Genomic DNA, 12,718 nt, shown 5'->3' with positions numbered 1-12,718 from the left:
AAAAGCGGGCTATGTTAACTGGAAACATAGCCCGCAAAATTATGGAAACTAATTATAAATATAGGATGAATTTTGGAATTATGCCGCTGCTCGGCCAACAACAAGTGATAACAAGAAAATAGTGATCACAGCAGCCAGTAATTTAAGCTCTCTCTTTCGCATAAGATACTCCTTGGTCCTTGGTTAGGATTAAACTGCGCACCGCCATAATAAAGAACCCGGTCAATACAAGGTTCAATGCGAGTGACAACATACTGATAGTCACGATTGGGCCACCAAAACCGTAACCAATACTAATCATCAGTACACCTGCGCCAACTTCACCGCGAGGCCACATACCGATTGAAAGGGCTAGACGCTCTTTAACCGTTGCTTCTTTGCGGTAACAGAATAGTGGGAACATTTTTCCAAGGTTCGACACAATCGAAATCATAATGACGTGGAAGATAATTTCTCCCATGCCCATTGCAGGCATAGACGTTGTAATACTCTCAGTATTCACAACTTCAGCGGCACCAATAATTTGTGGCAAACTCAAGCCCACAAGCACCATAAATGCGCTTGCGACCATAACGGATACTTTTCGATCTTCTTTCGACTCATGCTGCGACTTCATCATACAACCAAGCACAAATGCAGGCAGTAGCACTTCAAAGTGGATATCCGTTGAGATGTAGAACATTTCGCACAAGCCAGCAATCAGTACTGAATAGCCGACAATGGCACCCGCAGATGAAGGAACGTTCCACTTATGAAGGTACTTGTAGCCGATAACTAGTAGCGCCAACATCAGCAATAAAGTAAGACCTAGCGCTGGACGCCAGCCAACCACAAGAATTGTCAGCGGGATCATCAGCAGTACGGTATCTAGATCATCAAAGATGGCGAGAACTCGTGCCTTCTTAAACATCCAGGTTGCGCCTAAACCGGCTGCCGCTAGCATGGCAAACAAAACACCGGCTGAGGTTGGTGCTGCAAAGCGACCAATTACCAATGTTTCTGTCCATGCATCCGCATTGAACCAAAGGTCACTCGGCATAAGAACAAAGATGAAGTAAGCAACCACGGCAATCCATGGGAATGTTGCTGTTGTCATAGCAACGACATAGTCCCATCCATATTGTTTCAGGTTGTTTTTATCTATTTCAAACTCACGACCAACATTGATCATGATATAAGCAAGCGCCGACATGGTGACGACCATCAGGTATGGCTGCCACGCTGCATAGCCCTCTATAACAGTAGGAAGAAGTTGCGATAGAAATAAGCCTACCAATAGTAGAACAGAATAAAGAATGACCTGCTTCATTCTGTCACCTCAAAAACCATAAACATAAGATACCTCAAAAAATAAAGCTGACGTTTATCTGCTTGTTATTGTTAGAAGCAAATATATTCATGATTTTTATGTTTGTGTTTTAATAAGCGTATCGAACCGTATAGTTCTGTAATCAGAACACTATTTATGTATTTAATATCAGTAAAGATTTAGCGAATATGTCGAAACACAAACAACTGAAATATTTGTTATGGTGGTGTAAGTACGAAATGTAAGGAAAAGTGTCGCAGGAGGGATTGTTCAATATAGCAGCTGAATAATAACCTTAACTCGGGTTTTTCTTCAAGACTTTTCTGTCTAGCCGATAACTAAGCAAATTAGTGCATCAATAAAGGTTGTAAAATTAACAAAATGACAACACTGCACACCTCCCTACTTTTGGGTATGAGATTTAATCAGTGACAAATGTCTCAATAAACTACAATTAGCATGTACACTCATGATGGATAACTGTGGGATACCACTAAGGCAAGCCTATGTTTGATTGGCTCAAGAACATCTTTAACCCACCACAAGAAGAACACGATAACATCGTTGACAAGCAGATGGATGATGAAGAAATCGATCTCAATGTTGATGACGATCTCGATACGAACTTTGCGAAAGGGTCATCGAGTGATGACGATGGTGACTAGCTAAATTCTACTGCACCCGATAACCATGGTGTGTCGGGTGCATGCCGTATCAACGAACTGATCTCAACGATTACAGACCAATACTAAGTCTTTGGCGTCTAGCAAACTCTTCATCCGGCTTCTATACGTGCCAGAACGTCGAGTTGGATACCACGTCTGAATATCAGCTTTAATTTCAGCTAATCCCATCCCGTGGTATCCCACATTGTTACTTCCCCATTGCAGGCCAAGCTTGTCCGAGCGAATAATCATGTCGAAGTGCAATTGATTAAAGTTGTCGCTAAAACTCATGATTTTCCTTCTATATTACTGTTTAGAGCCATCAGCACTCATTGCCGTAAATTCAATATACAGAACAGCAAACTGTATACATCGAATTTTAACAGAACACCACTCGATAAAAAGACATTTTGAACGCCTACTTAGATCGTTTTGTATTAGCTGGCACAAAAAGTGATTACTCTAGTAATATGTTTGAAGTCATGCTCTGGGTGGCTAAATCAGTTATAATCGCCCTACTATTTCTTTGTTAACACTGCACATGGCCAAATCTAAACCTGTTGTCAGCATTGAAACCTATGGGATCCACACCACATGGGATGCTGAGTCTAAGCACTTACCTAAAATCAAAACTTTCACCACGGATGTACCGGCGGAAATCGATATTGAGTTCGGCTTCACAGTGAACATTAAGAAAGCCCGTGGTGAGAAGATCCGATACTGTATCTATCACCCAGGCATCACTGATGAAGACGGTGATGAACTTGAGCCATTTGATGGCGAGCTTCATGTAAGAACAAATGATTGGGATTTCTACCTGGGTGACACCATTTGGGAACCTATCGACAATAAAATCGGCCCATGGCGAATGACTATAGAATTGGGTGGAAAAATCGTTGCAGAAAAAACCTTCAATCTTTATGCAAAAGACGAAGGTGAATTTTGGAAACGTCGTGGCTATTAGTCACAGTAAACAAAGCAGTACAAGGTAACCTTAAAATATGCAAACAAACGCTGAATCAGTTATTGTCCTCGATTTCGAGACCACAGGCTTATCGCCTAACATGGGAGATCGCGCCATCGAGATCGGTGCCGTAAAGATGGATAATGGCGTGGTTGTCGATCACTTCCAAAAACTGATGAACCCTGGCTTTCGAGTAAGCAGCTTCATTGAAGGTTATACTGGTATCACCAATAACATGCTTCGTACTGCTGCGCCTTGCGATGAAGTCATGGATGAATTTGCTGACTTCATTCAGGGGTATAATCTGGTTGCCCATAACGCTTCATTTGACCAACGCTTTTTAGATGCAGAACTGGCGCAGATCAACCGTGATTACCAAGGTAAGTTTACTTGTTCGATGCTAATTGCCCGTCGGCTATTCCAAGATGCACCGAACCATAAGCTTGGTACGCTCGTTGATTACCTAAACATCGACAATGATGGCGTATTTCACCGTGCTTTAGCCGATTCAGAAATGACTGCTAAACTGTGGTTGGAAATACTCTCGACCATTCAGTCTAACTATCAAATCAATGCGCTGTCTTTCTCGCACATGCAAAAGCTGGCTAAAACGGCTAAAGCATCAGTTCCAAGCTATTTAAAGAAGCTAGCTATATAAAGGAACTGGCGCGCCAACAAATTAGTTTTGGCGCCTACGCTATTCGATCACTGCACACTTAAGCTTGATCATGCTCGGCATGCTAATGCCGAGCCCTAAAAACGCTTAGCTACCATTAAAACTTAGCTGAAACCCAAGCGAAATACTGGTCTGAGTCTTCATGTAGTCCCCCCAGTAACTGTCATATTCAAGGTTATCGGTAGGTACTCGAAATTGAAGATAAGACTCTGCTTGGTAATTATCATTTAAAATATACCCCACCCCTAATTTAAGGGCGACATCAAAAACAGTTCCTTCGATATTTTCATAACCCGTACCACCATCGAACTTTATATTAGAAAAGCCAAGCTCACCGCCAACAATGGTATAAATATTAGGGCTATTTAACGGGTATAAATCGAGTTTAAACACTTGGTTCATTTCAGCAAATAGTGCCCACCTATCCGAAGAGTAATCATAGCTATCATTGATATTATCAACCATTAGATCAGCATTGCCTCTAGTATACTTAAGGCCGGCTTTATGCTGATGATTGATAAAAGTACCAATAGACAAGAAGATATCGCCCTTACAGCATTGTTCTTGGTAGGTATAACCGTCAGTGTTGCCTGAGTCTGTAGCGGTAACCATTTGCAAACTATGATTTACTAATTCGTATCCTAAACCAAATGTTAAAATCTCAACCATTAAACTTGTGCCAAATGAACATATAAATCAAAGGCGTGATACTAGACTTAGCTTATCCTCTTTTCAGTGCGCCTAATCGTAAATAACGGCTTGGATAATAGATATAAAAAACCCTCAGCATATTAATACCAAGGGTTTATAATTTCACAGCAGGATTATAAAAGTCTTTTAGATATTTAACTGTTGCTTGAACCAATTAGCTATATCTTTAATTTGCTCGTAGCAAACCTGATGCTCCATTGGATATTCTCGCCAAGTCGGTTGGAAGCCAAGCTGTTGCAAAGAATCGACTGCTGCTTTACCCATAGCGGGTAATACCACAGGGTCATAAGACCCATGCATAACATCAACACAGAGATTTTTGTTCGCTTCGGCAACCACAATATCGTCTGCAGTTGGGAAATATGTCGATAAAACAAGCAAACCACCCAGCGTTTGTGGGTATGTTAGCGCTGCATGGTAAGCTACCGCGCCACCTTGAGAAAAGCCCGCTAGAATCACTCTTTCACTTGCGATCCCGCTATCGATTTCTCTATCTACCAGCTGAGTAACTTGTTCAGCCGAAGCAACCAACTGGTCAATGTTTAACTTTCTGCCCGCGCCCATTTCGAGAATATCGTACCAAGCTGGCATGACCATCCCACCGTTAATGGTTACGGGTATTGACGGCGAGTGAGGAAAAATAAAACGGACAGGCGAATCAGCAGGTAGCTGCAATTCAGGTAGGATTGCCTCAAAGTCGTGACCATTTGATCCAAGGCCATGCAACCAAATTACAGCGGCTGTTGCCTTTACTTCTGGTTCAACGATTACAGCAGATAGATACGTCATTGAAGATTACGTTCCCTGTTAACAAGTAAAATAAAACCGCTCTAACATAACACACTGAGTGTCAATTATAGAGCGGTACATCCACAGTCAACTTGTGTTAGCGCTACTCTGGTACCACCCTTGCCGTTTTACCATCAACATTCACCCTGACACGTTGACCGACTTGGAAGATAACATTTGGATTCACTTCTTGGACAATTGCGATAGTTTCACCGGTATCATCCATTTTAATGGTTAAGTTAACCCCGTTTCTTCGCGTAACCCCTTCAGCAGCCTTGCTACCGGCATAACCACCTAAAACACCACCACCAATTGCTGCTATATCAGACCCCGAACCGCCACCCACTTTCGAACCTAAGATTCCTCCCACAGCAGCACCTGCAAGTGCCCCAACGGCCTGGCCCTCACCTTCAATGGTGACGGGTTCTGTTTTGGTGATAACCCCATAACGTACCTGCTGAATAGTCCTGGTATCGGCAACACCATAGGAATCACCATAGGGGTTGCTAGAACAACCGTACATACCTAGCGCACTAAGTAGAATAACAATCAAATAGAACCCTTTCACATCAACACCTGCCTATGGAGTTACCTTTAACTGCCCTAAGTATAGCAATAGGCCGTTTTTCTAACTCTTAACTGCACTGTTGTAATTTTAATTGCATTTTTTTGTCAAACAGCTATTTTATGCCAGCTTTTACTCTTAAGAACGTTGCCATCACTGTGTCGCTATCCGCTAGAAAACATCATAGATACCAACAACATTTTGCTATGTTGCTTGGCTTATGCCTTGTTTTGCTCACTAGCTCTCTATATCACTTTTTTGTCACCGGCTATGACCATGTCTCTTATCACTTTCATTTAGAGACAGAATTCACAGAGCAGCGTCGTCACAGCGACAACTCGAGTTGCCACTCAGGTGCACCTTATCGGCTTGTTACATCAAGCCAATTCGATTCAGACAAGCTTGATGGAATATTCCTTACTACCCCTAGAGTACCCAGCACAAGAGTTATCGAGTCATCAGAGAGTACTGATAACAGGTACCTATTGGTTGAAACCTTCCACATAGCCGATAATTGGCGTATAGCTGCCCTCACTCCTGCGCCACTTCCTCCTGCCCTGTACACCAATAACAGTAACAACCCGCATCGGCTTGGCGGATGGAAAGATTCTAACCTGCTTTATAAACAAATCAGCATACATCACTCATTGGCATAAACGCTTTTAAGCCGCCCAACATAACTTGTTGATAAATATGCAGTGCCTAGGGCGCTGTCAACGTGATGCTATTTGATGAAAAACTATGCTGCAATACCGACCACGACTCGACCTTCCGTTGCTTTTCGCGATCATTGCTTTGATCTTATTGGGTTCATTAACCGTTTGGAGTGCCAGTGGGTTCAGTGAGCCCATGATGGAGCGCCATATTGTACGTGCCCTCATCGCTATTGGTGCGATTATTGTCATGTCATCGATACCACCCAGAAAATACCAACATGTCGCCCCATACCTATACGGCCTAGCAATTATCCTGCTACTCGGGGTTATTGTGATGGGCGACAGTACCAATGGCTCGCAACGCTGGCTCGCCATTGGTCCAATCCGTTTTCAGCCTTCTGAGTTAGTGAAAGTGGCTATCCCAATGATGGTTGCCTGGCTCCTCGTTGTGGAAGCTGGCCGACCTGACCTAAAAAAAATAGCGACATGCTTACTCGTCACCGGATTACCTGCAGGCCTGATCTTTATTCAGCCAGACCTCGACGGTGCCATTTTTACCATTATCTACGCCTTGTTCGTTCTCTACTTTGCTGGCATGAGCTGGAAAATCATTGGTTCTTTTCTTGCAGTCATCGCCACTGCGGCTCCATTGCTGTGGTTCTTTGTGATGGAGGCATATCAGAAAAAACGTGTGAGCCAATTTCTGGATCCAGAATCTGATCCTTTGGGTGCCGGTTATCAAATCATTCAGTCACTGATTGCTATCGGTTCCGGTGGTATCAAAGGAAAAGGCTGGACTAACGCAACCCAAGGACATTTAGGTTTTATTCCTGAAAGCCATACTGACTTTATCTTCTCGACTTATGCTGAAGAATGGGGGTTTCTTGGTAGTGCGCTTCTACTTGGCTTGTATTTGTTTATTACTGCCCGGGTAATATGGTTAGCCAGCCAATGTGAGTCGCCATTTAATCGCCTGGTGAGTGGTGCGTTGGCACTGAGCTTCTTCTTATATGCTTTCATCAATATGGGCATGGTGAGCGGCGTGCTTCCTGTTATGGGGAGCCCATTACCCTTCTTTAGTTACGGGGGGACAGCCATGATCACCCAAGGTGTCTGCTTCGGCATTATCATGTCGCTATGCCTCTATAAGCCCTACAAACCTAAATAAACTGACTGCCATAGGTGCAGTCACGGCTGCACCTATATTGGTATTCACCTCTTTTGAGTTGAGCATTCTGTGATCTCAACAGATACTTAAAGCTGGCTTTCAACGTCATCAATGCTAGTATTCATCGGCAATTCCAACCTCTGACTTTATCTTTTGCACTTCCCGTTATGCACGTTACTTCAAACGACATCTACCATTCTGAAAATATCCTTGATTACCTCAAGCAGCAGCAAAAAGATCTGTCCTTGAAACAGGTGCACTTTAATAAAGGTCAAACCATTTTCACTCAGGGACAAACTGTAACAGCCATTTATTTTATCCTTGACGGTACTATCTCGCTGAACCGCCAAACAGTTCATGGACGCCGATACCAGTTAGGTACCTTCAAGCACAATGGTTTTCTAGGATTAATGGAGTTGTTCTCTGAAAGGGATTGTTTTTACAGCGTAAAAGCGGAAGTTGATTGTGAAGTCTATGCCGTCGATGGCAAGCGCTTTTGCCAGCTCATTTACCAAACACCAAAACTCGCTGAGTTTATTTTTAAGCACATAAGTACTAAGTGGTACTTGTCTGTTGAGCGTATGACACGCAATATCCTGCATAGCATTAAATACTGCATCATTGATGATTTGCTCACGTTTAATCACGAGCAACCCGATGATACCTATGTCATCAATAAAAGCCTTGAGTGTGAAAGGCTCGGAACGACATTACGAGTATATAACCGCATCTTGAAGCAACTTCAAGATGCGGGAGCTATCGTTGTTCACCGCCGTTCAATCGAGATAGTTGACCGGCAGGTATTACAAGCGGAGTTTGAAGCTGAGATTGAAAAGTAAGCTACTAGTGTAATGCTCGAGTTTAATCGATTAACCAATCTGGCTCATTTCATTGACTGTGAATTGCTCAACACAACCTTCCGTTGCTGCCAAGTAATCAGCTAGGTGAGTATTGCCCATGTGCTTTTGCCAAAGTTCACGAGATGTCCAATTTTCAAAAAATAGGAAATGCGCCGGGTTTTCATTATCTTGATGTAAATCGTAGTTAATGCAGCCTTCTTCAGCACGCGTAATCTCTATGAGCTTCAGTAGTTCCGCTTTTACCAATTCAATTTTATCTTCTTTCGCGATGATGTTTGCCACGATGGTTAGCTTTGCCATTTTGTGCCTCTAGGGAATAGTGTTGTTGGAAACTGATACTAATAGTAGACCTTGATTACCCAGCCATAAACAGCATAATATTTGAATCATTATCAAAAATTATTAGATAATAAGCCTATGCATATTCAAGATCTCCGTATCATTCTTAAAGTCGCTGAATGCCAAAGCATCACCGCTGCAGCTATTGAGTTGGATATGCGCACAGCTACAGCTAGCGCTGCTGTCAAGCGAGTTGAGAACATGCTCGGGGTTGAGCTATTCACCAGAACAACGCGTCAGTTACGGTTATCCCCAGCGGGCGAAAAATACATCCCGCAATGTCAGCAAGCGTTGCAACTGCTAGAACAAGCAGAACAAAACCTAAAGTCCGATCTTGATATCGTTGATGGCACCATACGCATCGCCCTCTCGTCTGATCTTGGGCGGAATGTTGTGACGCCATGGCTTGATGAGTTTTTGACCACTTATCCTAACGTCAGCCTTAGAGCGAACATTACTGATAGCAATGTCGACTTCTATCGTGACTCTGTCGATATCGCCCTTAGATATGGCTCACCAAAAGACAGCAATTTGTATGGTTTTAAACTATGCGATGTCCCTCGAGTACTTTGCGCTTCACCAAGTTACATAGCAGCAAACGGCGAACCTAAACACCCATCTGAACTAGTGACTCATAATGCATTGTTATACCAATTACATGATGTGATTCATGATGTTTGGCACTTTGATGGGGAGAATAAAGAATACAAAATGAGGGTGCGCAGTAACCGAGCATCAAACGATGGTGATTTAGTGCGTCGTTGGTGTGCCTCCGGCCAGGGCTTGGCAGTTAAATCATGCCTAGATATGGCTAATGACTTGCTCTCTGGCAATGTAGTCAGCGTAATGACAGAGTTTAAGCCTACGCCAACCGAACTGTGGTTAATTTTCCCAAGCCGCCAATCGATTACGCCAGCGTCTCGACTACTTAGAGATTTACTCAAGGAAAAAACAGCTGATCTACTCAACCAGTTAAGGGAAGAAGGAATAATAGATAGCCCTAGAAATTAACCGCTCTTTTCTCTACCCAAAACAAATAAAGGCCTACCGAAGTAGACCTTTAACATGCATTCTGTAATGCGTTAGTACCCTATTAAGCCATTAGTTCCAGCGTTCATGCTCGATAATATTCTCGGTTGTAAAGTTAGGGTATGCTTGCTCCCACATCTTTAATCCGTTGTACTCATCTGTTGAATACTGCTCAAAGAACGTATCCATGTCATTAATCATACGAACTCGCAGCTCTTCTCGAGGTGGCTCAGACAGGAATTTCTCTCCCATTGGGTTGCTTAAATCATACCAATGGTCTTCTGGTTGCTTACCACTCTCGTCTTTCGGGTAGTAACGAATCAGCTTCCAATGGCCGTTGGTGATCATGCGTGAGTTACCACGCTCAGCGAACTGATACTCACGCCAATCACGCACACGTTCGCCTTTTAACATTGGCGTGAGCGTTTTACCCGGCCCGTAGCTCGTGTCGTAGCCTTTATCGCCGGCTGCCATATCCAAAATAGTGGCATGCAAATCAATTAAATCAACAAACTCACCGCGTACCTGCTTAGGACGCACAAGATGTTCAGGACCAGATACGACAAATGGAATACGCACTGTTTCTTCATAGTAGTTATACGGGAATGAGGCATTGACCTTACCATACAAGCCATATTGCCCCATTAGCAAACCGTGATCCGAGACAAATGCAATCACAGTGTTGTCAAGGATCCCCCGCCCTTCAAGGCCGTCAATAAGCTTGCCCAGTTGGTCGTCTAACAAGGTGACTGCTGCTAGGTACTGTGCCAATGTTTCTTCATGGTTATCAGGCACTAGCGTGTAATCATTCATATTCTCCAGTACAGAGTTACCACCGAATGCCACCACCTTATGGGCAACATCGCGATACTTCGTAACCAAACGTTCAGGTAAGCCTTCGAACGGGAAATGCGGCTCAACATAGTTCAAACTAACGAAAAATGGCTGCTCGCTGTCCTGATCAACAAACTTCAATGTCTCATCCGTCAGGAACTGGGCTTGAATACCGGTGTACTCTAGATTTTCGCCATCATCAGAAAACAGCACGGTTCCCGAGTGAAGGTACTGGTTCTTCCAGCCAGCAGCTAAAGCATCGTAGCTTAACCAGCGGTCAAAGCCTCGGATTGGGTCTTTACTGTCTGTCGTCGCGTGCCACTTACCAATCAGCGCGGTACGGTAGCCTTCATCTTTCATGCGCTCAGACAGTAATTTCTCACCATCTAGCCAGTTTGCATCAAATTTCGGGTCTTCAGCTAGAAAATCATACACCCCATGCTGCGAAGGCATTTTACCAGTATGGAATGAAGCACGAGCCGCCGAGCTCACTGGGGCTGGTGTCATGCCGTTTTCAAAACGCACACCATTTTCTGCCAAGTAATCAAGGTTAGGCGTTTCAATGATGTCTTTATTGCGAAAGCTGGTTGCCCATTGCCCCAAATCATCAGCCATAATAACAATGATATTTGGCTGAGCCGTCTCTGTTTTTTCTGTTGCATAAGTAACTGGCGAGCACGCTAAAGCGGCCAACGCACAGCCTTTAGCAACGGCACTCATTTTAAACATTGTGGTTTACTCCATGTGGATAAGGGGGAAGTTCCCCCTTGTTTCTACTACTGCTGTTGTGATTCTTTTTTGCGGATAATGTCCATGATGGCTGCGGGTGGATAACCATGAAGGTGCAGCTTTTTCATCAGTTGAAAATAAGGGGCTGAATAAGAGAAGAAAGCTTTATAGCCGGCACACAAGTAATTGTGCTCGGGCTTTCCTGCCGATGAGAGAGAAAAGCGTTGTTTGGGGCACCCGCCATTGCATAGCGAACGATACTCACATTGCTGGCAATCTATAGACAAAGTAGATTGCTTCGCCTGACCAAAATGCAGATTTTCTTTACTATGATTAATGGCTTTTAACGTGGTTTGATGAAGGTTGCCAAGTTTATGCTCCGGATAAACATAGTGGTCACAGCTATACACATCCCCATTAGCTTCAAGGGCAAAGGCGCTTCCGCAGGTTGGGGCAAACACACAAATCTGCGCGGGCTGGTCGCAGGTTAACGCAAAGGTATTTTCGAACATCTGCACCCAAACCTGGCCAATGTCTTTTCTCACCCATTCATGGAAGATCGAAGTAAGAAACGCCCCAAACGCTTTGGCATCCACCGACCACTGGCACAGGCTGACCGCTTCTTTCCTTTCAGGATTGAGTAGTGTCAGGCCATCTGCTGTCTCCTGCTCCGCTTTACGTTCCACCAGCGGGATAAACTGCATATGTCGGCTGCCAAGCTGTTTAAGATATTGATATACCCTTAGCGGCTCTTTGACATTGATATTGCTAACCACTGTCAGGGTATTGAACTCAACCTGATACTGTTTCAGTAAATTGATGGCGGCAATCACTTTATGGTGGGTAGGCTTACCTGAACGAGTAACCCGGTAGGCATCGTGCAACTCTGCTGGCCCGTCAATAGAGATACCAATAAGGAATTGGTTTGCCTTGAAGAAAGTGCACCATTTCTCATCTATTAATAAACCGTTCGTCTGAAAGGTATTAATGACTTTCTTCGTTCCCTTATATCGATTTTGCAGTTCTACGGCGCTTTGATAAAAAGCTAAACCGCGTAAAGTTGGCTCACCGCCCTGCCAAGCAAAAATGACTTCATCACCAGATTGTGCTTCGATTTGTTGCTGGATATAAAGATCAAGTGTCGTGTCATCCATCATCCAATCGCTAGAACGATCGGGGTATAGCTTTTCCTTCTCGAGGTAAAAGCAGTAAGTACAGTCAATATTGCATTTTGACCCGGTTGGTTTCGCCATCACATGGCAACCAGAAGGTGTAATCGTTTGCGTTGTCATAACCGTTAACTTTGCTGTTTGGGTGGCACCGGCGATTATGAAAAACACGACGTAGTTAAAATAGGTCTTTTGTCCTAAATCAGAAATATGTTGCCAAGCGTCATTGATAGCCTAAATACCAAGCGAACAAAT

The 12,718-nt window shown here is 43.7% G+C and carries 14 protein-coding genes; 6 read left to right on the top strand and 8 right to left on the bottom strand.

The features are described 5' to 3' along the window. Nucleotides 1-142: 142 nt before the first annotated feature. Nucleotides 143-1,309: a hypothetical protein gene (locus C9I98_RS08920; RefSeq protein ID WP_036819119.1), complete on the bottom strand. Its 1,167-nt coding sequence runs from the start codon at nucleotides 1,307-1,309 to the stop codon at nucleotides 143-145. A 506-nt stretch (nucleotides 1,310-1,815) separates the two neighbouring features. Here C9I98_RS08920 and C9I98_RS26505 point away from each other — a divergent pair. Continuing rightward, complete coding sequence (locus tag C9I98_RS26505) at nucleotides 1,816-1,974, top strand: hypothetical protein (protein WP_158262673.1); 159 nt, start codon at nucleotides 1,816-1,818, stop codon at nucleotides 1,972-1,974. 63 nt (nucleotides 1,975-2,037) lie between these two features. Here C9I98_RS26505 and C9I98_RS08915 read toward each other — a convergent pair whose 3' ends face one another. After that, nucleotides 2,038-2,265 (bottom strand): hypothetical protein, encoded by a 228-nt coding sequence (locus C9I98_RS08915; RefSeq protein WP_036823345.1) that lies wholly within the window; start codon nucleotides 2,263-2,265, stop codon nucleotides 2,038-2,040. Nucleotides 2,266-2,515: 250 nt separating this feature from the next. On the opposite strand from C9I98_RS08915, the gene C9I98_RS08910 reads away from it, so the two are divergent. Both C9I98_RS08910 and C9I98_RS08905 read left to right on the top strand, forming a co-directional pair. Continuing rightward, entirely contained in the window at nucleotides 2,516-2,938 is a 423-nt protein-coding gene (locus C9I98_RS08910; RefSeq protein WP_036823348.1) for a DUF3859 domain-containing protein, read from the top strand. Between the two features lie 37 nt (nucleotides 2,939-2,975). Continuing rightward, complete coding sequence (locus C9I98_RS08905) at nucleotides 2,976-3,596, top strand: 3'-5' exonuclease (RefSeq protein ID WP_036823351.1); 621 nt, start codon at nucleotides 2,976-2,978, stop codon at nucleotides 3,594-3,596. Between the two features lie 105 nt (nucleotides 3,597-3,701). On the opposite strand, the gene C9I98_RS08900 is transcribed toward C9I98_RS08905, so the two are convergent. The 3 genes from C9I98_RS08900 to C9I98_RS08890 all read right to left on the bottom strand — a co-directional run bounded on the left by C9I98_RS08900 (nucleotide 3,702) and on the right by C9I98_RS08890 (nucleotide 5,637). Then, a complete protein-coding gene (locus C9I98_RS08900) occupies nucleotides 3,702-4,283 on the bottom strand; it encodes a hypothetical protein (protein ID WP_146153869.1) in 582 nt (193 codons plus the stop codon). Between the two features lie 168 nt (nucleotides 4,284-4,451). Next, a complete protein-coding gene (locus tag C9I98_RS08895) occupies nucleotides 4,452-5,114 on the bottom strand; it encodes an alpha/beta hydrolase (RefSeq protein ID WP_036823912.1) in 663 nt (220 codons plus the stop codon). A gap of 103 nt (nucleotides 5,115-5,217) precedes the next feature. Next, on the bottom strand, nucleotides 5,218-5,637 hold the full coding sequence (locus C9I98_RS08890) for an outer membrane lipoprotein (RefSeq protein WP_081878966.1): 420 nt from the start codon (nucleotides 5,635-5,637) through the stop codon (nucleotides 5,218-5,220). A gap of 783 nt (nucleotides 5,638-6,420) precedes the next feature. Here C9I98_RS08890 and rodA point away from each other — a divergent pair. After that, on the top strand, nucleotides 6,421-7,503 hold the full coding sequence (rodA, locus tag C9I98_RS08885) for a rod shape-determining protein RodA (protein WP_036823904.1): 1,083 nt from the start codon (nucleotides 6,421-6,423) through the stop codon (nucleotides 7,501-7,503). A gap of 167 nt (nucleotides 7,504-7,670) precedes the next feature. Next, nucleotides 7,671-8,342 carry a Crp/Fnr family transcriptional regulator gene (locus tag C9I98_RS08880; RefSeq protein WP_036823903.1) on the top strand — a complete coding sequence of 224 codons (672 nt, stop codon included), beginning with the start codon at nucleotides 7,671-7,673 and terminating at the stop codon, nucleotides 8,340-8,342. A 30-nt stretch (nucleotides 8,343-8,372) separates the two neighbouring features. On the opposite strand, the gene C9I98_RS08875 is transcribed toward C9I98_RS08880, so the two are convergent. After that, a complete protein-coding gene (locus C9I98_RS08875; protein ID WP_036823902.1) occupies nucleotides 8,373-8,663 on the bottom strand; it encodes a putative quinol monooxygenase in 291 nt (96 codons plus the stop codon). 117 nt (nucleotides 8,664-8,780) lie between these two features. Here C9I98_RS08875 and C9I98_RS08870 point away from each other — a divergent pair, with 117 nt between their 5' ends. Then, the gene (locus C9I98_RS08870; RefSeq protein WP_107271872.1) at nucleotides 8,781-9,713 is read left to right on the top strand and encodes a LysR family transcriptional regulator; all 933 of its coding nucleotides are present in this window, start codon (nucleotides 8,781-8,783) and stop codon (nucleotides 9,711-9,713) included. Between the two features lie 90 nt (nucleotides 9,714-9,803). Here the strand turns inward: C9I98_RS08870 and C9I98_RS08865 are convergent, their stop codons facing one another. Both C9I98_RS08865 and C9I98_RS08860 read right to left on the bottom strand, forming a co-directional pair. Further along, the gene (locus tag C9I98_RS08865; protein ID WP_036822277.1) at nucleotides 9,804-11,294 is read right to left on the bottom strand and encodes a sulfatase family protein; all 1,491 of its coding nucleotides are present in this window, start codon (nucleotides 11,292-11,294) and stop codon (nucleotides 9,804-9,806) included. Nucleotides 11,295-11,341: 47 nt separating this feature from the next. Next, nucleotides 11,342-12,586, bottom strand: coding sequence for an anaerobic sulfatase maturase (locus C9I98_RS08860; RefSeq protein ID WP_107271914.1), 1,245 nt, complete (start codon nucleotides 12,584-12,586; stop codon nucleotides 11,342-11,344). Between the last annotated feature and the right edge of the window lie 132 nt (nucleotides 12,587-12,718).

The organism is Photobacterium sanctipauli (assembly GCF_003026495.1).
GTDB lineage: Bacteria > Pseudomonadota > Gammaproteobacteria > Enterobacterales > Vibrionaceae > Photobacterium > Photobacterium sanctipauli.
Note: the sequence above shows the minus strand (reverse complement) of the source record. Positions and strands in the feature narration are given on the sequence as shown.